We start from the raw sequence: 24,694 nt of genomic DNA on the forward strand, positions 1-24,694 counted from the left end.
TATGGCGACTACAAAAGAATTGAATGTTGAAGACAAATTAAGAGCAATTTACGATTTACAATTGATTGACTCTCGAATTGACGAAATTAGAAACGTGAGAGGTGAATTGCCTCTTGAAGTAGAAGATTTAGAAGATGAAGTTGCAGGATTAAGCACACGTTCAGAGAAATTGAAAAAAGATCTTGAAACTATTGAAGACCTTATCAAGGTAAAGAAAAACTCCATTGATGAGCACAAAGAAGCCATCAAAAGATATACAAAACAACAAGAAACGGTTCGTAACAATAGAGAATTCAACTCTTTGACAAAAGAAGTAGAATTTCAAGAATTAGAAATTCAATTGGCCGAGAAGCAAATCAAAGAAATGAAAGCTTCAATCGAACACAAAAAAGAAATCATCGCACAATCGAAAGAGCGTTTAGAGCTCAAATCGAACCATTTGAAACATAAAAAATCGGAATTGGAAGATATTATGTCTGAAACAGAGAAAGAAGAAACTTTCTTGTCTGACAAATCATCCGAATATAGAGCTTCTATTGAACCAAGACTTTTGGCTGCTTACGACCGCATCCGTTTCAGTGTTCGCAATGGATTGGCAGTTGTTTCTATCGAAAGAGGTGCATCTGCAGGATCATTTTTCACCATTCCACCGCAAACTCAAGTGGAGATTGCTGCAAGAAAAAAAATCATCACCGACGAGCACTCAGGAAGAATATTGGTTGACAGTGTTTTGGCACAAGAAGAGAAAGAAAAAATGGAGCAACTTTTTGCTAAATTCTAAATTAGTTAAGTCCCGATTTGCATCGGGACTTTTTTTTACTATATTTAGTCCGCTTTGCGGGCTTTTTTTTTACCGTTTTGAATCTGATATTTATGAAAAAAACATTCTACTTTTTGCTAACTAAATCCATTGGGGGCTATATCAACTTCTTGGGGCTGGTTGCACCTAAAAAAGCAACGCAAATGGCTCACGGTTATTTCAGTCAACCACGGAAAGGAAAATTGAGCCTTGATGCTCTACCAAAAACATTGCAGGCTGCAGAATCGGAAACGATAATTCATAATTATGACATCATCCAAACCTACATTTGGAAAGGCAATGACACCGTCGTGTTACTTATTCACGGTTGGGAAAGCAATTCCTCAAGATGGAAAAAAATGTTACCGCATTTGAAAAAATCAGGTTGTACAATAGTAGCCATCGACGGACCTGCTCAAGGCTTATCTAGCGGAAAAGAATTAACCATCATAAAGTACGCAGAATTTATTGATATAGTTTCCAAAAAATACCAACCACATTATCTCATTGGTCATTCAATGGGTGGAAAAACGAGTTTGTATTACCAGTATAAATATCAAAATCCAACCATTAAAAAAATAGTAACTCTTGGCGCACCGAGTGACTTTAAAATTATATTGAAGAATTTTACCTCCTTACTTAGCCTAAATAACAAGGTTAAAAAGTCGTTAGAAAAAAAATATACTGAATTTTTGAATACCCATTTGGATCAAATTTCTTCTCAAGAATTTGCTTCAAAAATTGCTGTCAAAGGACTAATTGTTCACGATATAGAAGACAAAATTGTTCTATTTGAAGAAGGAAAAAAAATAGCAAAATCTTGGAAAGATGTCGAATTTATCGAAACCAAAGGGCTGGGACACAAACTGCACGATGATGATTTGTATAAAAAAGTGTATGAATTTTTGTTTGAAAGGGAATAGCAACCACTCCAGATCGAGAAGGTGCTATATTAACTTAAGTTTTCTAAAAGAAATTCTGGAGAAAAGTCAGCACCGTTTTCCCATTCTAATGTCCAAGAATTAAGTTTAAATCTTCGAAATGTATCTAACTCTTTCAAAGGTTGAAAAATCTTTTTATCAAGATGCCCTTTGAAATCAACAATGCCTTTTTTATTATTGTTAAATTCAATCTCAATTTGATAATCCCTCAAATAATTTGCTTTAGTAATCCAAACTAAACTCATAATAAATTATTTTAAAGGCTCAATTTTATTAGGCAACTCACCATTTTGAGCCAATTTCCAATTTTCTAATAATTCCTGTTTGTGCAAATCCATCCATTCAAACACTAACTTTAATGCTCTTTTCGGCATAAATCCTTCGACGATTTCATCATTTATATTTATTACGGCTCTAAAATCACCATAAACTACGTGAAAATGTGGTGGATTATGATCATTAAAAAACATCTGAATAATTATTCCATAAAATCTGCAAATTTCAGGCATCCATTTTTATTTCAAATTTACATTATTTTTTTTACTTTTAAAAAAGTTCGTTCTAATTTTAGTCTTTATCAAAATTTCAAATTGGCTAGCCCAACCGCAAATTAAATTCCCTATTTTTGCCATATGGAAGAAAATCTAAAACGCCTCAATAAATTCATAGGAGAAACGGGCTATTGTTCGCGTCGTGAAGCCGATAAAATCATCGAAGAAGGTCGTGTCACCATTAATGGCGTTGTTCCCGAATTGGGAACCAAAGTTGGTCCGGACGACGAGGTGCGTATTGACGGCAAATTAATTCGGGAAAAAAGAGAGAAACCCATCTATTTGGCTTTCAACAAACCTGTAGGCATTGAATGTACCACCAACTTGGAGGTTCGTAATAATATTGTAGATTACATCAATTATCCCACACGGATTTTCCCTATTGGACGATTGGATAAAGCCAGTGAAGGTTTGATTTTTATGACCAATGATGGCGATATTGTTAACAAAATTCTTCGTGCCAGAAACAATCACGAAAAAGAATACACCGTAACCGTCAACAAACTGATAACAGACCGTTTTATCGAAAAAATGAGTAATGGCGTACCGATTTTAGACACTGTTACCCGAAAATGTAAAGTAGAAAAAATCAGTTCTACTACTTTTAAAATCATATTAACACAAGGTTTAAACCGCCAAATTCGTAGAATGTGCGAATATCTGGGTTATGAAGTTACGGCTTTGAAACGCATTAGAATTATCAACATTTCGCTTGATGTTCCTGTGGGAAGATTTCGAGATTTAACCGATGCCGAAATCAAGGAACTCAACCAACTGATTGAACCTTCCAGCAAAACCGAAGAAGCAAGCTTACCTAAAACGGAAGCTCCAAAACGCAGAACAGAATTCATCAAAAGAAATGATCCGAGGTTTAAGAAAAGAGGGGATTATTGAAAAATGATCACTCAATAAAAAGCCCAAAACATATCTGTCTTGACCTATCTCCTATTAAAAAACATACTTATTTTAGCATCCTAAATTTTACTCTTGTACTATACCATAGGACGATTCCAAGTAATGAAATAAGAATCAAAAGGTTTGGTTCACTCATTCGTTGCACTTCTTCCCCAAGGTCTAATGCTTTGTTGTTCGCTAAAACTTGTTCTTGTTTCTTTTTTAAAATTGCTTTTTGAGCTTCGTTTTCGACCACCAAATAAGAAGTAACGGGCGTCATTACTTTTGAAATAAAACTATACTTTACCAAATTTAGCCATTCGTTATCTGAAATTTCAGGATGTAAGGATTGAGAATACCATTTTCCTTGCATCATCAATCCTGATTGCCAATTTTTGGGTTTGATTTCATTGGTATCCAATTTAAAAATATCCTTTTTTAAAACAATACTTGCCTGATTATTATTGGGTAAATAAAAAGTCTGGTTACCCGTTTTATATTCCAAAACACTTTGATTAAAAGCTAATTTAGCACTATCCTTTATTTGCTCAACTGGATTTGACACCAAAGAATGTGGTTGAAGTTCTTCATTTTGGGTAAGATCAAAAAAGAAATCGCTCTCTGGAAACGCACATTTCAAGTCTGAAAAATCTTTGTCTAAAACAGCTTTTTGTAGGCTATCTGTAACCACAATCAAAACAGGATATGTCGCTTTTTGTGTTTTATAGGTTTTGAATAATGCCGTTCTTACTGCTCTGTCTAAGTAGAAGCCTCCTTCAAAAATTTGATTTTTATAGGTTTGCTTCCAATCCTTATTTAATGAAATCGTTTTTATATAACTGTTTACAAAAGATATTTTTGCATTTTGAGCTAAATTCGGATTGCTTATTAAAGCTGCTTCAATTCTATTAATAAATTGTGGTGAATATTTTCTTTTAGCTTTAGAAACATCAACTAAAAAATGAAAATAAGGCTTACGTTGAACCTTTTTTAATGACTGTTTTTGTTTGGATGACACATAAATTACGGCATCGCTTGTATTGTTCTCTTTAATAATATTTTCTTCATTGTTTACGAGTTTTACAGTTTTATTATCAATTTTAAAAGTTATCGGTTCTTTATGTAAAATTTCGATTCCTGTTCTTCTAACTTCATTTTTTGCAAACGGAAAAACTCTAAAGGCGACTTTATTAGCCGATTGATAATATAAAATACATGGATCTTTGTTTTCGTTTCTGATATTGGAGAAAACCCACATTGCTGATTTTTTCTCTGCCAAAATCCCCATTTCTTTTTTCTTTCCAACAAACAAATAGTAATCGCTTATCCAAGCGCCTTCAGGCAAATCAATGGTTGTTGCATATTCTGAAAACCAAGTGTTTTCGCTAGTATTGGTGATTTCTAAATCAATCCAGCTTTTCCAAGCATTCTGTTTTTTGTCAAAAGTACTCTTCGATGCAATATTTGTAATCTTTACGCTCTCATTTTGAATCCTATCCCGATTTATTTGAAATGAAGTTGTTCCAAAAAAAACATTTTCAATAGTGTTAATTTTTGCATCCGAAACCGTTAGATTATTTAAAACTAACCAATTGAAATAGGCCGACAAATATGGAGTTTGAGTACCAAAAATAAAATCTCCGTTTCGTTCTTTTTGTTTTTTGATCGTGTTGAGTGTTATTTGCAAAGAGCCTTTATCAATAGCATATGATTTTGAAAAGTTGGGGCTATACAAATAATTTAGTGCTTCGTCTAAAACAATTTTATCCTTGAGATAAGAAATACTTATCAAAAGTGGAAGTACTAAAAAACCCAAAAAAAATGTTGCCCAAATAGCTCTTTTAGAAAAACAACTTTTCAGAAAACTAAAATCTTTAGAGAGTTCATTGATATGTAGCACAAAAAGTAGCAGTGGCGTTAACATTAAAAAGCCTGAACCAATGGCAATTATTGCAACTACAGAAATAGGCAAAAAAGGAAGAAAAACAAGAAAAAAATAGAAGGTATAGGCAAATGTTAGACTTCTTCCAAGGAAAAGAAATACTCTATACATTTTATTTTCAAGGTTTGGCAAACAAAGAAAAACACCATTGAAAAACGCTAAGATATAAAACCAATAATTAGTAAAGTTTCCAAAAATTCCCGAGTCAGTTGTTTCAAACTTATTGAATAGCAATCCGTTATTTACAGCTAAACCTATTAATGGAAGTACAATTGTAATGGGTATTTTCCACGCAAATTGGTATTGCTGCAAAACGGTGGCTTTTTTGATTGCAAGTACATAAACAGCTCGAACAATAAAAAACAGAAAAGCCAGAGTACCAACTATAATAAGAATTAGTAAACTGTGAATTCCAAAAATACCACTATTTAGTCTCCAAAGTGGCAAAATAATTTGAGAAAATAAATACCCTGCTACAGGAATAATAAACGCAATCAAAAAATTCTTCCACGATTGATGTTCTTTAGCGTCAGAAGTAAAATGATAAACCAATACAAATAATGAATACGCAAGTGTTGGCATCAAAAATGTACCAACATACACTATTATGTTTCCAGACATCATCCATTGCGGAATACTACTAGGAAATATTTCATCAATATGATAACCATATAAATAAAGGAATGGTATATAAAGCAACAAAGCCGCTACCCCATACCAAACGGAGACACTTTGTTTTTTAATGGTTAGATACAAAGCGTATCCAAAATTTAGGAGTTCTAAAATACCTAAAGTCAAGCCAAAAGTTTTCCATAAATATAAATTTTCTTCATTTAATAAACTCTTTATAATATTGAATTCTCCAGCAAAAAGGAAAAATAACACAACAATTGGCAATGTGTTGATGATAAAAATCCATTTGGGATTAAGTACGTTTTTCATAGTTAGTGTTGTTTTTAAAAAATCGTTCTAATAGGTAATAACCTAGAAGTAAAAAGGATAAATTGGTTATGATTCCAATAGTTTCGTGAACTACTAATTGAGAGTTTTGGGGCAACAATTGATTTGTTTGATGCTGCAAAACAATGGAAGCAAATATTCTGAACACATTCACAAAAATTGTCATTAGGTAAGCTGACACCAATGCTACCGGAATTATTAAGGCTTTATATAAAGAATTCCTAATATACTTTAAAGCCAAAATACAAATCATAGAGAAGCATAAAAGCAAAAAATTGAAACCCGAACACGATTTTTCGATGATAACATTAAAGTTCTGATAATAAAACCCTTTATCAGCAAAATAAACCGATTTCGAACTTGTCAATAATCCAACCAATTTGTCGGTTGGATTAAGTAAAAAAAATAAATCATTAGTGTTGGCAATTGTATAACCAAATTTCAATAAGATAAAAATCACTATTGCGACCAGATAATAAAATGTGTTTTTAATTGTTATCATATAAATATATTTTGATATTGTAATACGAAAATTTCTAAAAACTAAATATTACTTTTTTTTGCTTAGCAATTCATAATACAAAGCCTTGGACAGAAAACTATCATTTTGACGTTCAGATATTATTTCTTCCCTTGAAACCTCTGGATATTGTCCATCTAAATTCTTCAATTTAAAATAATCTCTCCGTGCTTCATCATTAAAATTTAAATCGCTCAAAAACGTAGGCTCTACTCCTTTGTTGACTGAAATATTGTAATTTGTAACAAGATTTCCCCAATTGACATAACTGCACAAAAGAATCGTTCCGTAACAATACCAAACCATTTGGTTAAAAAGATAAGCGTTGGTTTTTTGCTTTGTAATTTTCAAAAAGGTGAAAACTAAACCAATAATCGCCAAAGTCAGAAACGCATAAACACCTAATCTTTTGTAAGTTAACCCAAAGAAAGATACATATTCAGAGTTTTTGATAATGGTACTAAGGATTAAAATTCCATTTAAGAAAATCCAAATTTTAGACGATCGTTTCAAGTTTTTGGCTTTTTCATCAAAATTAAAACCTCCTTTAAAATAGAACAGAATCACACCAACAGCCATAATAATCGAGAAAATCACAGCGTTTACTCTCTCGTGAGTGGCTGCACTCAACTTTGATTTTTCGACTACTTCAAAAAATTGTTCGTAATTATAGGTCACAATAAAAGCTAAAATCAAAGCATTCAGTAACACTAATGTGATTTCTCCACTTTTCCTTTCAAAATCAATATCTAGAAACGAAAAAGTTCGTTGATTTCGAATCGATTGTTTGTCTTTAAAATCATTATCCATCATCGAATTATAATCCGAAAAAGCTTCAGGAATCCAATAATTCCAAAAAGTGAAGGAAAGATAAAACCCCAACAATGCAATTAGAATGAGTTGAAAAAAATTCACATCCAAATAATAATCCGTAAACAGAGCCGAAAAATGGTCACTTCCAAAAGCATATATGATAAAAAACAAGCCGACAAAAACAGTTGGAATAATGAAATAAGCAATTAGTTTTTTAGCAAAATCATTCTTAATTTCTCGTTTGGGCAGCCATTGAGTAAACATCAACATTCGTCCTAAAGACGTAATTCCGTTTAAAAAAGCAATCGGAAAAACTTGAATAATTTTCAAATTCGATTCTTGCGTTTTGAATTGCAAAAAAATAACAGATAGTGCCAACGCTAAAAACGATACAAAATCACCGTACCAAGCAAAAGCAATACAAGACAATATGGATGTGATCACTAAAACTAAATGGGATCGACTCGTAAATCGATCCTGAAAACAATAACAGATGATTCCGGTAAGAACCAATCCGAAAATAGCCAGATTCACTCCTACTGACTCGTTGTAAAAAAGCAGTGTAAAAATCAAACTGCTCACTAAAATTAACTGATGTTTTTTCATAATTATAAATTTAAAAAGTACTTTGTATTTCAAAGCACAGGGTTAAAAAAAAGGTTATTTAGTTTTGAATAATTTTTCCAGACTGTTCAAATGGGATATAAAAGAAGCCCTACCCAAATTGGTCACTCGATAGGAGGTTTTCGGTTTTTTGCCCACAAATTCTTTTTTAATTTCGATATATGCGGCTTTTTCTAGCGCCGCGGAATGACTTGCCAAATTGCCATCGGTGATATTCAACAGCGTTTTCATTTCGGTGAAATCCACCCAATCATTGACCATCAGAATAGACATAATACCTAATCGGACACGACTTTCGAAATCTTTATTTAATTTATCAATGATTCCCATTCGAAGGATTTATTTATATTTTTTGAATACTATTAATCCGTACAAAATATGTAAAACACCAAATCCTATGATCCAAAAAACCAAACCATATCCTAAAAAGAATAGCGAAACACAGCCTAAAGCTAGTTCGCAAAATCCTAAATATTTAATATCCGAAAAAGTATATTTCTCAGCATTAATAAGGGCTAAACCATAAAATAACAAAGTCGCTGGAGCAATTAAAACATAGATTTGATGGTACAAAAGTGCTATACAAAATACACCTCCAACAACAAGAGGAATAGCCAAATTGACCAACATTTTTTTTGTAGCCGTAGTCCAAATCGGTAAGTTGTACTTTCTACTTTTTCGAATCGTAAAAAAGATTCCGAACGTTAAAGCACTTACCAAAATAATCAAGGCGATAAAAACCAATTCAGCTACTAAATTTACTGAATAGAGTTTGTGCTCTCCATTAAAATAATCAAGTCCATTTGATTTTAAAAGCAGGTAAACATACAACCCGCCGATTAAAGCAGATAGCCCTGCAAATACTCCTGATAGTCCGCTCAATGATATAAATCGTGAAGACCGCTCCATCATAGAGCGAATATGGGATAAATCTTCTTGGTGTTTCTGATCCATAATTAAAGTACTTTGTAATGCAAAGTTAAATTATATTTTGAATTAGCAAACTAATAATTAAAAAAAATGATGGAAAAAATTTCAAAACCAATTAAACTTTAAAAAAACACAAATCCAATTACTCCAATTGTCACGCTGAAAGCGTCTCAACATTCGAGAGCAACCTTATCGAGACGCTTCCAGCGTGACAAATAGCACGAGTACCTATTCGATTAAAACAACAAAGCCTATTCGGTTGAATAGGCTTGTTTATTGGTTTAAAGTGAAAATAATTTAATTTCCACTTCTTATTTTTCGCGCTAATAATGTATTTTTCAACAACATAGCAATCGTCATTGGCCCTACTCCACCCGGAACAGGTGTAATGAATGAGGACTTTTTGCTAACCTCAGCAAAATCAACATCACCAGTGATGACATATCCTTTTGGGTGCGAAGCGTCTTCCACTCTAGTGATTCCCACGTCGATTACTACAACGCCATCTTTTACCATATCCGCTTTCAAATAATTGGGAACTCCAAGAGCAGTAATAATAATATCGGCGTTTTTGGTGTATTCTTCAATATTTTTAGTTCTGCTATGAGTCAACGTTACTGTTGAATCTCCTGGATAGCCTTTGCGGCTCATCAAAATACTCATTGGTCGGCCTACAATGTGGCTACGTCCAATAACTACGGTATGTTTTCCTGAGGTTTCTACTTTGTAACGTTCCAATAATTCCATTATTCCATAAGGAGTGGCTGGTAAAAAAGTCTCCATTTCCAAAGCCATTTTTCCAAAATTGGCAGGATGAAACCCATCAACATCTTTATCGGGATCAATTGCCATCAGGATTTTTTGTTCATCAATATGTTTTGGCAAAGGCAACTGAACGATATATCCATCTAAATCATCATCTTCGTTGAGCTCTTTAATTTTTTCCAACAGTTCAGTTTCAGTAATAGTTTCTGGTAAAGCAACCAAAGTCGATTCGAAACCAATTTGCTGACAAGATCTTACCTTACTCCCTACATAAGTCAAACTAGCTCCATTTGTACCCACAATAACTGCTGCTAAATGTGGTACTTTTTGACCGTCGGCTTTCATTCTTTGTACTTCGGCAGCGATCTCGTTTTTGATATCTTCAGATGTTTTTTTTCCGTCTAATATTTGCATTTCAAAAAAGTTTAAAGTTTGAAGTTTAAAGTTTCAGGTTCAACAACTTTAAACCTTAAACTTAAAACAAGTTTTTTATCTCATTCCAGGCATTCCGGGCATTCCTTTCATATTTCCCATCATTTTCATCATATTTTTTCCGCCAGGTCCTTGCATCATCTTCATCATTTTGCTCATTTGTTCGAATTGTTTCATCAACTGATTCACTTGTTCGACTTTCGTACCTGAACCTTTAGCAATTCTCGCTTTTCTCTTCACATCAATTATGGCTGGTTTCGATCTTTCTTTTGGTGTCATCGAATGTATTATGGCTTCAATATGCTTGAAAGCATCGTCTTCTATTTGCACATCTTTCATCGCTTTTGACGCTCCGGGAATCATCCCTACTAAGTCTTTCATATTCCCCATTTTCTTCACTTGCTGAATTTGGGAAAGAAAATCATCGAAACCAAATTCATTTTTGGCGATTTTCTTTTGAATTTTTCTAGCTTCTTCCTCGTCGTAATGTTCTTGAGCTTTTTCTACCAAAGACACCACATCTCCCATTCCGAGGATTCTCTCGGCCATACGTTCTGGATAGAACACATCGATAGCATCCATTTTTTCGCCAGTTCCTACAAATTTGATAGGCTTATTGACTACCGTTTTAATCGAAATAGCAGCACCACCTCGAGTATCACCATCTAATTTGGTTAAAATAACACCATCAAAATTCAAAATATCATTGAAGGCTTTAGCTGTATTTACAGCATCTTGCCCCGTCATCGAATCGACTACAAACAAGGTTTCTTGCGGTTGAATGGCTTTGTGAACATTAGAAATTTCGGTCATCATTGCCTCATCTACAGCCAAACGACCGGCAGTATCTATAATTACGACATTCAAACCTTGATGCTTTGCAAAACTAATCGCGTTTTGGGCAATTATCACAGGATTGGTATTGTCTGGCTCTGAATAAACATCGACTCCTATTGCCTCTCCAACTACATGCAATTGTTTGATGGCCGCAGGACGATAAATATCACAAGCTACCAAAAGTGGCTTTTTGTTTTTCTTGGTTTTAAGATAATTGGCTAATTTACCAGAAAAAGTAGTTTTACCAGAACCTTGCAAACCTGACATCAAAATAACAGTTGGATTTCCAGAAAGATTGATTCCAGCCACATCACCCCCCATCAATTCGGTTAGCTCATCTTTAACTAATTTCACTAATAATTGTCCCGGTTGAAGTGTAGTCAACACGTTTTGACCAATCGCTTTTTCTTTTACTTTAGTGGTAAAATCTTTGGCAATTTTAAAGTTAACATCGGCATCTAATAATGCACGACGCACTTCTTTTAGGGTTTCGGCAACGTTTACTTCGGTTATTTTTCCGTGACCTTTAAGGATGTGAAAGGCTTTGTCTAATTTATCGCTTAAATTATCGAACATAATGGTAAATATCTTTTATTGAGGTGCAAATATAAGCTAAAGTTGTAAAGTCTCAAAGTCACATACTTGTAAAATTCAGATAATATTCAATAAAAAAACCAGCCGAAATGACTGGTCTTCTAAGCTGCCCAATTAAAAAATTAATTCTTTTCAAATGTGATATAATCCGTACCTCCGCTGCCTCCGCTAACGTGAACCAACTTAATTTTTGTATCTGTTCGTTCGAGAATATTCCAATCGTCGGTAAGTTCTGCAAAATTTGAAGGAGAACTAAAGGCAATATTGAAATCCAAATCACTACTGGGACTATCGTCACCACTATTATCAGTAGTAACAGACCAAGTGCCTAAATAGGTGTTTGCGCCATTTGTAGCTGTTAAAACACTATTGGAACCAAATGTAAAATTATAACCGGTAAAATTTGAAGTTTCATTGACTCCCGAATCTTCATAAAAAGTGATTCTCCAAGTTCCCTTATTTACAGTATTTACAACTGGTGTAGGGTCAACACTAGTACTTGATGAACTATCATTACTACAAGAAAAAAATAAATTTAGCATTATAGCAATTACCACGACCTGTAAAACATTATTTTTTTTCATTTATATTTTTTTAAGTTTCATATTGATAACGTTTTAAAAATAAAAATAGTATTTATTCACTTTCAAAAATTTATTTTTAAGAGAAAAACGAATGGACTTGGAATTTTAAGAAGCCGACTTCAAATCCAAATAAAACAAAACTCAAGCGATAAAAAACGTGTGAATAGCAATACTTAAGATTTGATTAATATGACATTTATCATAATTTAACTTTCAGACAATCAATAACTTTGAAAATAGTTAAGCCCCAAAAAAATAATTATAAACTTAAAAAAAAACGCATTATGAAAACAAAAGTAATTTCTTTTGCCATTTTTGCTGTAGTGCTATTCGTGACAGCAAACCTTTCAGCTCAAACTGCTGGAACAATGACCTTTAATTTTACAACTGTTCAACAAGGTACAAAAACAAAACAGGTAAATGCAGTGTGGATTGAAAATGCTAGCGGCACATTTATAAAAACGAACTTGCTTTACATTGGAGACAGCACAAGTGACCATTTGCCTCAATTTAGTCTTAAATCTGGCGCTAATGGAACTGCTACAAATGGCAATGGGGCAGTTCAAGATGCTTCAACAGGTAATACAATAAATGCCATTACTGGAGCTACACGCACATCAAGTACTGCTCCTTTAGCTTGGGGTCCTTATTCAGTTTCTTGGGATGGCAAAACGGGTGCTGCAACTCCAGTTTTAGTGACAGATGGTAGTTATAAAGTATGGGTAGAAATGGCTTGGAATGATAATCCCGACTTGCACGATTTTATCAATACTGGCTATTCTTTTACCAAAGGAGCTTCAATAACAACTACTAATCCTAGCAATATTGGACCATTAACATCAATAACACTTACTTGGACCCCATCAGCTTTGAGTCTTGACAGCGTTTACAAAACAAAAATAGCTATCTATCCTAACCCAAGTAATGGAATAATAAATGTGCAGTACAATGATATTCCTGTGAGCAAAATAGATGTTGTAAATGTTCTGGGGCAAGTAGTAAAATCAATAAAACTAGACGCATCTTCATCAGAAACTACAGAAAGTATTGATTTGTCTGGGAATGCAAACGGACTATACATTATTAATGTTTCAACAAATGAAACTTCCTCAAGCTATAAAGTCCTTTTAGATAAATAATATTTTTTTTTGAAAAAAGGGAAAAAAGCATTGGTCATTTTTGATTGATGCTTTTTTTTATTCTTTAACGTCGGAAATGATTGCCTTCATATTTGGAGTTTCGTAAACCTGATAATTTCCTGAATCATCCGAATAAATCAAATAAGCTTGCAATTCGGGATGTTTCATCAAAAAAACTTTCGCTTTTTCAAGTCCAAGAACCAAAACTCCTGTTGCATAGGCATCAGATATTATACATTTTTTGGCAAAAATTGAAACGCTCAATAAATTGTTTTTAGTGGGATATCCCGTTTTTGGGTCAATATGATGAGCATATTTTACCCCATCTTCAATAATGAATCTGCGATAGTTTCCTGAGGTGGCAATGGCCATATTTTCTAATTTAGCAATGGCTTTAAGTGGATTTACTGATTCTTTATTGTCGATAGGTTTTTCGATACCAATTTTCCAATTACTTCCATCTGTATTTCGGCCCTTGGCATACACTTCCCCTCCTATTTCTACAATGTACGCTGCTATTCCTTTAGAATTTAAAAAATCAGAAACCACATCTACAGAATATCCTTGGGCAAATGCATTAAAATCCAAAGCTACTCTTGGGTCTTTCTTGATGACTTGATTTCCTTTCAATTCAATTAATTGAAAACCAACGAAATTAAGTATGCTGTCAATTTCGGTTTTTTCTAACTTTTGTTTCGTACCGGGTCCAAAACCGTAAGCATTTACAAGTGGATAAACGGTGGGATCAAAAGCTCCATTAGTATTTTTCCAAACTTCCTTGGCCTTGTTAAAACACGCTTTAAAATATTGGTCAACAATTACATTTTTATCATTAGAATTGATTCTAGAAATGATAGAATTGGGGACATAAGTGGAAACAGACAAATCAAAATTTTTAAGAATCTTTTCAATTTCTGGCTGAAAATTTCTGTTTTTTGCATCAAAATACGTGATATGATAGGTTGTTCCTTGAGCATTCCCCTCAACTTTTATGGGTGAGGATTGACCATAAATAGATGCTGTAATTAGCACTATAAATCCAAAACAAAACCAAATCTTTCCCATAATTTCTATAGAATTAGAATATGTACATTATTTTTTTTGACAAAAAAATACTAACTCCACTAATAACTTGATTCATCTAATTGTACTTTCCCATTGAAAGTCTTGTATAAAAATAGAAAATAAAAAGCAAGTAATGGCGCACCAATCAAGACTATAGTGAGCATAATTCCCAAAGATTTCTGAGAGGAAGCAGCATTATAAATGGTAATACTGTACTGAGGATCAATAGTCGAAATTAATAAAGTGGGATACAACTGAAAGGCAACTAGCATCAACAGAAATGCCATGGTTAATGATGAAAACACTAAAGCTTGAAAATATTTCTTTTTGGAAACCAATCGAGGCACATTAGCAACCGCTAAAAAAGATAAAACAGGCAAAATAAAAAACAACGGATTTTCCTTAAATTTATCAGTAACTCCAGGGATAAAAATTAAAGTATACAACGAAGTAATCGAAAAACAGGTGATGAAGAATATCATTCCCTTTTTTAATAAAAATGTCAATCTGGCGTGCAATCTTCCCTCGGTTTTTAGCAATAAAAAAATACCGCCTTGCGTCATAAAAATAGACAAAGTGGTGCATCCAATCATTAGAGCATACGGGCTTAAAAAGGAAAAAAATATGCCTCCGTGGTAACTATAGTTTGCCCCTATTTCAAAACCTTGGATGACATTTCCTAACACCACACCCAACAAAAAAGCAATTGAGATATTCGAAACGGAATAAATTATATCCCAAGTTTTACGCCACCACAACATTTTTTCGGCACTTCTGAATTTGATTGCAGAAGATCGTAAAACCAACATCATCAAAAACAACATAAATGGAATATACATTGCCGATAACATAGTGGCATACATCACTGGGAAACCCGCAAATAATGCTCCTCCACCAATGATTAGCCAAACTTGATTGGCATCCCAAATGGGGCCAATCGCATTGATAGCAATCCGTCGGCTCTCGTCTTTTCTAAAAAATAAATGCCAAGCTCCTGCTCCATAATCAAATCCTTCTAAAATAGCATAACCAGAAAACAATAATCCAACGACTAAATACCAGAGTGTAGGGTAATCTATTCCTAAAAAAGTTTCCATAATCAGTAGTATTAAATAGTTGCTAATTGATCTTGAACTTCGTCATCGTAGGGCCCGTGCTTAATTTTTTTATTTAAAGAATACAAAAACAGGGCAAACAAAAGGGAATAAACGACTAAAAATAAAATCAAAGAAAACAAAATCTGATTGGCAGAGACTTCTTGAGAAAATCCCTTGCTAGTTCTGAGATGTCCGTAAACTATCCAAGGCTGACGACCCATTTCTGCTGCAAACCAGCCCGCTTGATTGGCAATTTGGGGCAATAAAACGGAAAACGAAAAGATCCACATAAGCCATTTGGTGTCAAACAATTTCCCTCGCCACCACAAAAAACAAGAGTAAGATGTGAGTGCAATCAAAAACATTCCAATCGAAATCATAATGTGATAAAATTGAAATACAGCATTTACCTGACCCGGTCTATCTTCTTCAGGAAAGGCATTCAATCCGGTAATGGGCTTATTGAAATCTTGATAAACCAAAAAGGACAAGCCTCCAGGGACAGCTATTCCAGTTACTTCTTGTGTTTTATTGTTCACCCAACCCGCAAGGTATAAATCTGCTGGAGCTGATTTGGCATAATGACCTTCCATAGCCGCCAACTTGGCCGGTTGATGTACTGCAACGCCATCGGCAGAACTATGCCCAGAAAGTAATTGGCTAAATGAAACTATGGTGGCTACGACCAAGGCAATTTTGAATGCTTTTTTTGAAATTTCTAAAAATATCCCTTTACGAATATAATACGCATGAACACTTAAAACCATAAAGGCACCAGCCAAAAAAGCTCCTTGCCAAACATGAATTACGCGGTCTACACTTGAAGGATTAAAAACCATAGCCCAAAAATCGGTTACTTCGGCCCGTGCCATCAATCCCTCTCCGACGATATGGTAACCTGCAGGTGTTTGTTGCCAACTGTTGGCCACTACAATCCATACCGCTGAAAACATCGAGCCTAAAAAAACTCCTATAGTCGAAATAAAATGGACTTTGGGAGAAACTCTATTCCAACCAAAAATTAATATCCCCAGAAAAGTACTTTCTAAACCAAACGCGAATAAGCCTTCGGCGGCTAATGCACTTCCAAAAATATCGCCGACGTATCGGGAGTAAACTGCCCAATTGGTACCAAACTCAAACTCCATAATGATACCCGTGGCCACTCCAATACCGAAGGTTATAGCGAAAATCTTTAACCAAAACTTAGTTAAAACTTCATATTGTTTTAAACCGGTTTTCAGGTATAATCCTTCCATTATCACCATAATCAACCCAATTCCGATGCTCAACGGCGGATAGATGTAATGGAAAGCGATAGTGAATGCAAACTGAATTCGTGCTACTATTTCTACGTTCATTATGCGTATTAAATTTGTTTGAAAAGAATCATCGTCAACAATAGCTTAGAAGCACTACCGCAGCAATACATAATTGTCGACACAATCATAAAAAAGTAAAATTACCACATTAAAACGCAAGTTTTAGGCGCATTAAGAGTAATTTAGTACTTGTTTATTCCTTACGGTATTGAAAAATGAATAAAGAATTTAACGATTGATTCTACTAGCCGTTTTACATTCTTTCTGGAACAGCTATTCCTAATAATTGAAAGGCTAAAGCAATGGTATCGGCGACTTTTTTCGAAAGTTGTACTCGGAATATTTTTTTATCTAAATCTTCCTCTCCCAATATGGAAACAGCTTGATAAAACGAATTGTATTCGCGAACCAAATCATAAGTATAATTGGCAATCAAAGCAGGACTGTGATTTTGTGCCGCATTCTGAATCACTTCTGGAAATAATTCGAGTTGTTTCACTAATTCTTTTTCCTTTTCGTGTAATATTTTTATCGTACTCGGTGCCGTAAAATCAAATTGGGCTTTACGTATAATCGACTGGATTCTGGCGTAAGTGTATTGAATAAAAGAGCCTGTATTTCCTGCAAAATCAACGGATTCAGCGGGGTCGAAAAGGATTCGTTTTTTAGGATCGACTTTCAAAATGTAATATTTCAAAGCTCCCAATCCAATAGTTTTATACAATTTGACTTTCTCCTCGGCAGAATACCCATCCAATTTCCCTAAATCCTCTGCAATTTTCTGAGCCGTATCGGTCATTTCTTGCATCAAATCATCAGCATCGACCACGGTTCCTTCTCTTGATTTCATTTTTCCAGAAGGCAAATCTACCATCCCATAGGATAAATGATAAAGATTTTCAGACCAATCGAAGCCTAGCTTTTTCAATATTAGAAACAATACTTTGAAATGGTAATCTTGCTCATTACCCACAGTGTAAACCATTCCACCTACATCCGGAAAATCCTTCACACGCTGAATGGCCGTTCCTATATCCTGTGTCATATAAACGGCTGTACCGTCTGAACGCAACACGATTTTTCTATCTAAACCTTCATCGGTCAAGTCAATCCAAACCGAACCATCGGGATCTTTTTCGAAAATGCCTTTTTCTAAACCAATTTGCACTACGTCTTTTCCTAACAAATAGGTATTGCTTTCGTAGTAATATTGATCAAAATCGACTCCCAAATTTTTATAAGTTGTAGCAAAACCAGCATAAACCCACTGATTCATCATCTTCCAAAGTGACATAACTTCTTCATCACCTGCCTCCCATTTCAAAAGCATTTCTTGCGCTTCTAAGATAATTGGCGCTTGTTTTTTGGCTTCCTCTTCGGTTTTCCCTTCAGCCATTAATTGATTGATTTCTTCCTTATACGCTTTATCAAAAGCTACATAATAATTCCCAACTAGTTTATCTCCTTTCAAACCTGTCGATTCTGGAGTTTCGCTGTTGCCAAATTTTTTCCAAGCCAACATCGACTTACAAATATGAATGCCTCGATCGTTGATGATTTGTGTTTTGTACACTTTTTTGCCCGAAGCTTTGATGATTTCGGCAACGGAATAGCCTAAAAGATTGTTACGAACGTGCCCTAAATGTAAGGGTTTATTGGTATTTGGCGAAGAATATTCAACCATAATCGCTTTATCTTCTGGACTTGGAGTAACAAAACCAAATTTTTCGTCTTTTCGAATTTCATTGAAAAAATTCAGGTAATATTCGTCAGAGATTACAATATTCAAAAAGCCTGAAACCACATTAAAACGGGATACTTCAGAAACATTTTCGACCAAATAATTACCAATTTTATTGCCTAATTCAACTGGATTACTTTTTACTAATTTCAATAAAGGAAAGATCACCATCGTGATATCACCTTCAAATTCCTTGCGTGTGGACTGAAATTCAATTTTATCGATTGTGACGTTAAATAATGTAAAAACTGCTTTTTCTATTGAGGACGTTAGAATCTGTGATAGGCTCATTTTAATCTGATTTTAAGGCTGCAAATATATGGATTTTCGTCGGATTTTGCGGCTAGTTTTTTCTGAAATAAATTAAGTTAAATTCCGTTATAGAGCCTAAGAACCTTCTAATAAGATCATTGATTTTGTTGCAGAAACATACTAAAATCAACTATTTTGTGTCTTTTATCGAAGAAATTATTTTTTATATCGATAATATTATATTTTTACCCAAAATGCAAAGCCCTATGAAAAATAGCCTTCTAGTCATCATTTCACTATTTTGGATAGGATGTTTTTCTCAAACTATTACAGTGGATACTGGCACTTATACCGTGCCTCAATTGGTTACAGATGTCTTGGTTAATAAATCGTGTGTCTCCGTTAGCAACATTAGCTGGAGAACAGGAACTAATTTTGGATCTTCGAATGGCATTGGCTATTTTGAAAACACTAATCCATCATTTCCTCTATCGAGTGGTGTGATTTTGAGCACAGGAAATGTTTCCAACGCAATAGGTCCAAATACAACCGATCTTAATGACGGAATTGCAACTTGGCCAGGCGATACCGATTTAGAAGCGACCCTATTGGCAGCGGGAATTAGCGTGAATTCGACAAACGCTAGCGTGCTGGAATTTGATTTTGTGCCGTTGTCTTCAAATTTTGACTTTCGATTTTTATTTGCTTCAGAAGAATATGGCAATTTTCAATGTAAGTTTTCTGATGCTTTTACCTTTTTGCTGACCAATACTGCAACTGGAGTGACTACAAATCTTGCTGTAGTCCCCGGCACATCGACCCCGATTTCGGTTACAACCATTCGCGATTTTATCTACAACTCCTCTTGTCCTTCCGTAAATCCGGGCTATTTTGGAGCTTTCAATGGTGGTTCTGATGCGGCTGGTTCCGCAACAAATTTTAACGGACAGACGGTAGTAATGAGTGCCTCTTCAACCAGTTTAATTCCCAATACAAACTATCACATCAAATTGGTAATTGCTGACAGACAAGACAGTCAATCGGATTCTGCCATATTTTTAGGTGCCAATAGCTTCAATGTTGGGCAGGATGTTTTAGGTCCAGATTTGACAATTGCAGGAAATACAGCGATTTGCTATAATGGTTCACATACACTGATCTCAGGACTGGATCCAACCATTTTTTCATTTGCTTGGACTTTGAATGGAAATCCCATAGGCGGAAATACTCCTGACTTAGTGGTAAACCAACCGGGAACTTACGGACTTACGTACACTGTAATTGCCACCTCCTGCCCCGTCACTACAGACTTTATCAATGTTGAATTTTATCCCCAAATTATAACTCCAGCACCATTAAATTTACTCAAATGTAATGCTGGACCGGCAAGTTATACCTATGATTTAGCCATCAATACGCCCATACTTGGTATTCCTGGTACAAAAGTAAGCTATCATACTTCAATAGGAAATGCAACATTAAATATCATTCCACTTCCAACAGTTTTGACGCTACCTTCTCCTACATTGCCATTCACGATTTGGGCGCGAATCGAGGACAGCAATTCGGGATGTTTTATTACAAAATCATTTCAATTGGGACTTACTCCGCCGCCCATTGCTAATCCAGTTGGAGACATTACTTTGTGCGAGACAACTCCCGGAACCAATACGGCTAATTTTAATATTGCTGCACAAACACCCCCTATTTTAGGAGGCCAATCACCAACAATTTATGATGTTTCCTATTACGCAAATGCTGGAGACGCAAATGCTGGTCTCAATCCAATCAATGTTTCTAGTCCATTTAATTCTGGCAATACAACCCTTTACGCTAGGATCCAAACGACGACCGACCCGAATTGTTTCAGTACAACTAATTTTAAACTTGTTGTCATTCCGAGACCTGTTTTAGATCAAAGAATAAATCAATTTGTTTGCGGAAGTTATACACTACCGCCATTAGTCAACCCAGGGAATTACTATTCAGGTCCAAACCAAGGCCTTCCTGTCTTGAATGCTGGAGATATTATCACAACAGATAAAATCATTTATTTGTACAACACAACATCAACCACGCCCAGTTGCCCTGTCGAAAGCAGTTTTAATGTCAAAATAGTTAGTCCGTTAGAGGCCGATCCGATCGATACTATTACCTGTGATCAATATACTTTGCCTTTCACTGCATTTGGTCTTCGCTATTTTACATTGCCGGGAGGACCTAGTGGTGGAGGGACCGAATTCCCTAGCGGCACAACCATAACCACAGTAGGAACAACTACCGTTTACACCTATTTTTCATCTACCGATATTGCTAATCCTTGTATTTTAGAGGGTCAATTTAACATCACTATTGACAAAACGCCTGTAATTGCTCCAATTGCCAATGTTTTTGAATGTACATCCTATAGTTTACCACCATTGGCTGTCGGGGATTATTACACTTATGATCCTAGTACTGGAATTTATACTCCTGCTGTTTCACCAATAACCACGACAACGACACTCTATGTTTTTGCTGCAAACAATTTATGTAGAACGGCAGATACTGTATTTACGGTTTATATAGGCAGTTTCGGTTTTACTGATATTATCGAATGTGTGTCCTATAATTTAGCTCCCGCTCCCGTTGGCGAATATCGTGATGCTCCAAATGGCGGAGGAAACCTGGTACCGCCGGGGCTAATTTCGAAAACCATACAAATATTTACCTATGTACCCGGAGCAACCTGCACAACCGATTCCTTCAACATTACTATCAATGCACCATTTCTGACCACACCAACCAATGTGAATGCTTGCGATAGTTTTCTATTACCAACTCAAGCTGAAGGCGGGACTTATTATACCTTGGCCGGAGGTCCATCAACCCCTGGAAATGTGCAATTAATTCCGAATAGTACTCTGATCACGACGCAAACTATATTTATTTATAAACCATCAACAACGGTGGCAGGTTGCTATAATGAAAAAGCTTGGACCATTACTGTCAACAAAAAACCTAAAATCGATTCGCGAGCCAATGTAGACCAATGCAATTCGTATGTTTTAAGTCCGCTGAAAAACGGTGCTTATTTTGATGACCCGAATGGAGTAAATCCAATTGCAGCAGGAACCGTCATTAGCAAAAACAATAGAATTTATATTTATGCCGCCAACACAATCGACCCAAGTTGTTATAATGAAAACTTTTTTGATATTTCAATAAATGGAGTTGAAGCTGATCCAATTCCAACACAATTAGACTATTGTGACAGCTTTACTTTTCCGCCATTACCAACGCCAAATAATTTTTATTACGATGCTCCTGGAGGGCCACTGGGAGGAGGAAATATTATTGCTCCGGGAACAACAGTAACGGCAGCAACGGTTTTGCCAATGTATTATATTTATTATGAAACTGGCGACCGACTGAATTGCAGTGACGAAAATCCATTCACTATCACCATCACGCCAAGACCAGTTGCAAATCCTGTAAATCCGATAGAATCCTGTGATACTTTTGGCGCAAACGACGGAATTTTGCAGTACGATTTGACTAGTTTAGCTATCCGAAACCAAGTCTTGAACGGGCAAACTCCAGACGCGAATTTTACTTTAACTTTTTATACTTCTTTGGCTGATGCCAATGATATCAGCGCGAGTCCCATTGCAAATCCTGCGACTTATCAAAATGACACTGCTTTTTCGGACAGCGTTTGGATTCGAGTAGCCAACAATACTTCGGCAGTGGCGTGTTTTGATGTAGTGGAACTACGATTAATCGTAAATCTCTTTCCTGAACCGCAATTGCTTCCTGAATATTTTATTTGTGAAGATTACCAGACGGGCACTCTATTAAATTCCATCACTTTAGATGCTGGTATCTCAGGACCAAACTATTTGTTCGAATGGACCCTAAACGGAAGTCCATACGCGAACAACAGCCCAACTATTACAACAACTCAAGTTGGTGATTATGAAGTAAAAGCAACCAATATAGCAACTTTATGTTCCAGAACCGCCTCGGCAAAAGTAATTAAATACGCCCCTTATTTAGAACTAACCTACAGCGATGCATTTGATTACCCGACTTTTATAACAGTAAACGTATTGGGAGCTGGTTCCGGGAATTATGAATACCAATTGGATGCCCTTCCGTTTCAAGACAGCAATACCTTCAATAATGTGCTGCCGGGCGAACACACGCTTACCGTTAGAGACAAAAATGGCCATTGTGATCCAGCACCACTAAAAGCTACCATTATCAATTATCCGAAATTCTTTACACCAAATGGCGATGGGTACAACGAAACCTGGAATATCAAACATTTAGTTTTAAGCAATCCAACTGCGCCAATATATATTTTTGATCGATATGGAAAATTGCTAAAGGAAATACGTCCATCAAGCGATGGCTGGAACGGAATGTTCAACGGACAGCTTCTTCCTTCGGACGATTATTGGTTTACCGTGGAATATGATGAAAAAGGAAGTTCAAAGGTTTTCAAGTCGCATTTTAGTTTGAAAAGATAAAAAAAGGTAGCAGGTAGCAGGTAGCAGGTAGCAAAAAAAAACGAAAACGTCTAGTAAAATCAAGAGGTTTTCGTTTTTTTTATACATTGCTGTTTAACATTCTTAATCTGAAATCTGAAATCTGAAATCTGAAATCTGAAATCTGAAATCTGAAATCTGAAATCTGAAATCTGAAATCTGAAATCTGAAATCTGAAATCTGAAATCTGAAATCTGAAATCTGAAATCTGAAATCTGAAATCTGAAATCTGAAATCTGAAATCTGAAATCTGAAATCTGAAATCTGAAATCTGAAATCTGAAATCTAATCTACCACCTTATAATCACACTTCCCCAGGTAAATCCACTTCCAAAAGCAGCCAAAACTACTAAGTCGCCTGATTTGATTTTGCCTTGTTCCCAAGCTTCGGTCAAAGCAATCGGAATCGAAGCCGCGGTCGTATTGCCGTATTTTTGAATATTATTGAAAACTTGATCATCTTCTAACCTAAATTTCTTTTGGATAAATTGAGCAATTCGCAAATTGGCTTGATGCGGAATCAACATATTGATATCCGACACCTGTAAATTATTAGCTTCCAGTCCTTCGTTGATTACTTCAGCAAATCTCGAAACTGCATTTTTGAATACAAATTGTCCGTTCATATACGGGAAATAACTCTCGTCATCGGGATCATTTTCGTTTAAAATATCCGTAATCCAACGACCTCCCATTCCCGGGGCTTTCACATACAATTCTTCGGCGTGCTGCCCTTCCGAATGCAAATGGGTGGACAAAATTCCTTTGGTTACATCCTCTTCCCTTGTCATCACAGCGGCTCCTGCTCCATCGCCAAAAATCACGGAAACGCCGCGACCACGATCGGTCATATCCAATCCGGTGGATTGCAATTCGGAACCAATAACAAGGATGTTTTTATACATTCCGGTTTTAATGTATTGGTCAGCAATAGAAACGGCATATACAAAACCAGAACATTGATTTCTAATATCCAATGCGCCAATTGTATTTAAACCCAAATCCCTTTGGACCAAAACTCCAGGACCAGGAAAATAATAATCTGGACTCAAAGTGGCGAAAATGACAAAATCGATATCTTGTAAAGCAACGCCTGAACGTTCGATAGCAACTCTCGCTGCCTTGACCCCCATTGTGGTAGTGGTTTCCGTTCCCGGAAGAATATGTCTTCGTTCTTGAATTCCTGTTCGTTCCTGAATCCACTCATCATTAGTGTCCATTATTTTAGACAAATCGTCGTTCGTCACTATATTTTCAGGGACATAATATCCTAAACCCGCTATTTTTGAATGATACATATCTTGTTGTTTTACTAAAATGGTACACACATTTCTAAGAATACTCGAAAATCTAGCACAAT

General features: G+C 35.4%; 20 protein-coding genes. 5 read left to right on the forward strand and 15 right to left on the reverse strand.

Annotated features, from left to right (window positions below; all coding sequences use genetic code 11):
- The first annotated feature begins 1 nt into the window (after position 1).
- Positions 2–781: a zinc ribbon domain-containing protein gene (locus tag E1750_RS04540; protein ID WP_133275630.1), complete on the forward strand. Its 780-nt coding sequence runs from the start codon at positions 2–4 to the stop codon at positions 779–781.
- A gap of 92 nt (positions 782–873) precedes the next feature.
- Positions 874–1,722 (forward strand): alpha/beta hydrolase, encoded by an 849-nt coding sequence (locus E1750_RS04545; protein WP_133275631.1) that lies wholly within the window; start codon positions 874–876, stop codon positions 1,720–1,722.
- 29 nt (positions 1,723–1,751) lie between these two features.
- Here E1750_RS04545 and E1750_RS04550 read toward each other — a convergent pair whose 3' ends face one another.
- Both E1750_RS04550 and E1750_RS04555 read right to left on the reverse strand, forming a co-directional pair.
- A complete protein-coding gene (locus E1750_RS04550; RefSeq protein WP_133275632.1) occupies positions 1,752–1,985 on the reverse strand; it encodes a DUF2442 domain-containing protein in 234 nt (77 codons plus the stop codon).
- Positions 1,986–1,991: 6 nt separating this feature from the next.
- Positions 1,992–2,249, reverse strand: coding sequence for a DUF4160 domain-containing protein (locus tag E1750_RS04555; RefSeq protein WP_133275633.1), 258 nt, complete (start codon positions 2,247–2,249; stop codon positions 1,992–1,994).
- A 123-nt stretch (positions 2,250–2,372) separates the two neighbouring features.
- On the opposite strand from E1750_RS04555, the gene rluF reads away from it, so the two are divergent.
- Positions 2,373–3,185, forward strand: coding sequence for a 23S rRNA pseudouridine(2604) synthase RluF (gene rluF, locus E1750_RS04560; RefSeq protein ID WP_133275634.1), 813 nt, complete (start codon positions 2,373–2,375; stop codon positions 3,183–3,185).
- A gap of 67 nt (positions 3,186–3,252) precedes the next feature.
- On the opposite strand, the gene E1750_RS04565 is transcribed toward rluF, so the two are convergent.
- The 8 genes from E1750_RS04565 to E1750_RS04600 form a co-directional block, all read right to left on the reverse strand.
- On the reverse strand, positions 3,253–6,069 hold the full coding sequence (locus E1750_RS04565; RefSeq protein ID WP_133275635.1) for an MSEP-CTERM sorting domain-containing protein: 2,817 nt from the start codon (positions 6,067–6,069) through the stop codon (positions 3,253–3,255).
- On the reverse strand, positions 6,053–6,589 hold the full coding sequence (gene xrtK / locus E1750_RS04570) for an exosortase K (RefSeq protein WP_133275636.1): 537 nt from the start codon (positions 6,587–6,589) through the stop codon (positions 6,053–6,055). Before xrtK ends, E1750_RS04565 begins: the two co-directional genes overlap by 17 nt.
- Positions 6,590–6,637: 48 nt before the next feature.
- Complete coding sequence (locus tag E1750_RS04575; RefSeq protein ID WP_133275637.1) at positions 6,638–8,026, reverse strand: DUF4153 domain-containing protein; 1,389 nt, start codon at positions 8,024–8,026, stop codon at positions 6,638–6,640.
- A gap of 54 nt (positions 8,027–8,080) precedes the next feature.
- Positions 8,081–8,374, reverse strand: coding sequence for a winged helix-turn-helix domain-containing protein (locus E1750_RS04580; RefSeq protein WP_133275638.1), 294 nt, complete (start codon positions 8,372–8,374; stop codon positions 8,081–8,083).
- Between the two features lie 9 nt (positions 8,375–8,383).
- Positions 8,384–8,998, reverse strand: coding sequence for a hypothetical protein (locus E1750_RS04585; RefSeq protein ID WP_133275639.1), 615 nt, complete (start codon positions 8,996–8,998; stop codon positions 8,384–8,386).
- Positions 8,999–9,271: 273 nt separating this feature from the next.
- Positions 9,272–10,153, reverse strand: a complete 882-nt coding sequence (locus E1750_RS04590) for a bifunctional 5,10-methylenetetrahydrofolate dehydrogenase/5,10-methenyltetrahydrofolate cyclohydrolase (RefSeq protein ID WP_133275640.1) — start codon at positions 10,151–10,153, stop codon at positions 9,272–9,274.
- A gap of 75 nt (positions 10,154–10,228) precedes the next feature.
- Positions 10,229–11,584: a signal recognition particle protein gene (gene ffh / locus E1750_RS04595; RefSeq protein WP_133275641.1), complete on the reverse strand. Its 1,356-nt coding sequence runs from the start codon at positions 11,582–11,584 to the stop codon at positions 10,229–10,231.
- Between the two features lie 140 nt (positions 11,585–11,724).
- Positions 11,725–12,186, reverse strand: a complete 462-nt coding sequence (locus E1750_RS04600) for a hypothetical protein (RefSeq protein ID WP_133275642.1) — start codon at positions 12,184–12,186, stop codon at positions 11,725–11,727.
- Between the two features lie 284 nt (positions 12,187–12,470).
- On the opposite strand from E1750_RS04600, the gene E1750_RS04605 reads away from it, so the two are divergent.
- Positions 12,471–13,325 (forward strand): T9SS type A sorting domain-containing protein, encoded by an 855-nt coding sequence (locus E1750_RS04605; RefSeq protein ID WP_133275643.1) that lies wholly within the window; start codon positions 12,471–12,473, stop codon positions 13,323–13,325.
- A 57-nt stretch (positions 13,326–13,382) separates the two neighbouring features.
- Here E1750_RS04605 and E1750_RS04610 read toward each other — a convergent pair whose 3' ends face one another.
- The 4 genes from E1750_RS04610 to argS form a co-directional block, all read right to left on the reverse strand.
- Complete coding sequence (locus E1750_RS04610; RefSeq protein WP_133275644.1) at positions 13,383–14,390, reverse strand: FAD:protein FMN transferase; 1,008 nt, start codon at positions 14,388–14,390, stop codon at positions 13,383–13,385.
- A gap of 59 nt (positions 14,391–14,449) precedes the next feature.
- Positions 14,450–15,487, reverse strand: a complete 1,038-nt coding sequence (gene cydB, locus E1750_RS04615; protein ID WP_133275645.1) for a cytochrome d ubiquinol oxidase subunit II — start codon at positions 15,485–15,487, stop codon at positions 14,450–14,452.
- Positions 15,488–15,498: 11 nt separating this feature from the next.
- Positions 15,499–16,848, reverse strand: coding sequence for a cytochrome ubiquinol oxidase subunit I (locus E1750_RS04620; protein WP_133275646.1), 1,350 nt, complete (start codon positions 16,846–16,848; stop codon positions 15,499–15,501).
- A gap of 214 nt (positions 16,849–17,062) precedes the next feature.
- Entirely contained in the window at positions 17,063–18,841 is a 1,779-nt protein-coding gene (argS, locus tag E1750_RS04625; RefSeq protein WP_133275647.1) for an arginine--tRNA ligase, read from the reverse strand.
- A 227-nt stretch (positions 18,842–19,068) separates the two neighbouring features.
- Here argS and E1750_RS04630 point away from each other — a divergent pair, with 227 nt between their 5' ends.
- Complete coding sequence (locus tag E1750_RS04630; RefSeq protein WP_133275648.1) at positions 19,069–23,316, forward strand: T9SS type B sorting domain-containing protein; 4,248 nt, start codon at positions 19,069–19,071, stop codon at positions 23,314–23,316.
- A 308-nt stretch (positions 23,317–23,624) separates the two neighbouring features.
- Here E1750_RS04630 and E1750_RS04640 read toward each other — a convergent pair whose 3' ends face one another.
- Positions 23,625–24,632, reverse strand: coding sequence for a 3-oxoacyl-ACP synthase III family protein (locus E1750_RS04640; RefSeq protein ID WP_133278080.1), 1,008 nt, complete (start codon positions 24,630–24,632; stop codon positions 23,625–23,627).
- Positions 24,633–24,694: the final 62 nt, after the last annotated feature.

This window comes from Flavobacterium nackdongense, assembly GCF_004355225.1.
Taxonomy (GTDB): domain Bacteria; phylum Bacteroidota; class Bacteroidia; order Flavobacteriales; family Flavobacteriaceae; genus Flavobacterium; species Flavobacterium nackdongense.

What these genes read in the sequence shown, in the direction of transcription:
- E1750_RS04640 (WP_133278080.1), bottom strand. Translation starts at nt 24,632, where the DNA reads ATGTATCATTCAAAAATAGCGGGTTTAGGATATTATGTCCCTGAAAAT.
- E1750_RS04630 (WP_133275648.1), top strand. Translation starts at nt 19,069, where the DNA reads ATGAAAAATAGCCTTCTAGTCATCATTTCACTATTTTGGATAGGATGT.
- E1750_RS04610 (WP_133275644.1), bottom strand. Translation starts at nt 14,390, where the DNA reads ATGGGAAAGATTTGGTTTTGTTTTGGATTTATAGTGCTAATTACAGCA.
- E1750_RS04555 (WP_133275633.1), bottom strand. Translation starts at nt 2,249, where the DNA reads ATGCCTGAAATTTGCAGATTTTATGGAATAATTATTCAGATGTTTTTT.
- E1750_RS04575 (WP_133275637.1), bottom strand. Translation starts at nt 8,026, where the DNA reads ATGAAAAAACATCAGTTAATTTTAGTGAGCAGTTTGATTTTTACACTG.
- E1750_RS04565 (WP_133275635.1), bottom strand. Translation starts at nt 6,069, where the DNA reads ATGAAAAACGTACTTAATCCCAAATGGATTTTTATCATCAACACATTG.
- E1750_RS04600 (WP_133275642.1), bottom strand. Translation starts at nt 12,186, where the DNA reads ATGAAAAAAAATAATGTTTTACAGGTCGTGGTAATTGCTATAATGCTA.
- ffh (WP_133275641.1), bottom strand. Translation starts at nt 11,584, where the DNA reads ATGTTCGATAATTTAAGCGATAAATTAGACAAAGCCTTTCACATCCTT.
- xrtK (WP_133275636.1), bottom strand. Translation starts at nt 6,589, where the DNA reads ATGATAACAATTAAAAACACATTTTATTATCTGGTCGCAATAGTGATT.
- E1750_RS04540 (WP_133275630.1), top strand. Translation starts at nt 2, where the DNA reads ATGGCGACTACAAAAGAATTGAATGTTGAAGACAAATTAAGAGCAATT.
- E1750_RS04605 (WP_133275643.1), top strand. Translation starts at nt 12,471, where the DNA reads ATGAAAACAAAAGTAATTTCTTTTGCCATTTTTGCTGTAGTGCTATTC.
- E1750_RS04580 (WP_133275638.1), bottom strand. Translation starts at nt 8,374, where the DNA reads ATGGGAATCATTGATAAATTAAATAAAGATTTCGAAAGTCGTGTCCGA.
- rluF (WP_133275634.1), top strand. Translation starts at nt 2,373, where the DNA reads ATGGAAGAAAATCTAAAACGCCTCAATAAATTCATAGGAGAAACGGGC.
- argS (WP_133275647.1), bottom strand. Translation starts at nt 18,841, where the DNA reads ATGAGCCTATCACAGATTCTAACGTCCTCAATAGAAAAAGCAGTTTTT.
- cydB (WP_133275645.1), bottom strand. Translation starts at nt 15,487, where the DNA reads ATGGAAACTTTTTTAGGAATAGATTACCCTACACTCTGGTATTTAGTC.
- E1750_RS04585 (WP_133275639.1), bottom strand. Translation starts at nt 8,998, where the DNA reads ATGGATCAGAAACACCAAGAAGATTTATCCCATATTCGCTCTATGATG.
- E1750_RS04620 (WP_133275646.1), bottom strand. Translation starts at nt 16,848, where the DNA reads ATGAACGTAGAAATAGTAGCACGAATTCAGTTTGCATTCACTATCGCT.
- E1750_RS04590 (WP_133275640.1), bottom strand. Translation starts at nt 10,153, where the DNA reads ATGCAAATATTAGACGGAAAAAAAACATCTGAAGATATCAAAAACGAG.
- E1750_RS04545 (WP_133275631.1), top strand. Translation starts at nt 874, where the DNA reads ATGAAAAAAACATTCTACTTTTTGCTAACTAAATCCATTGGGGGCTAT.
- E1750_RS04550 (WP_133275632.1), bottom strand. Translation starts at nt 1,985, where the DNA reads ATGAGTTTAGTTTGGATTACTAAAGCAAATTATTTGAGGGATTATCAA.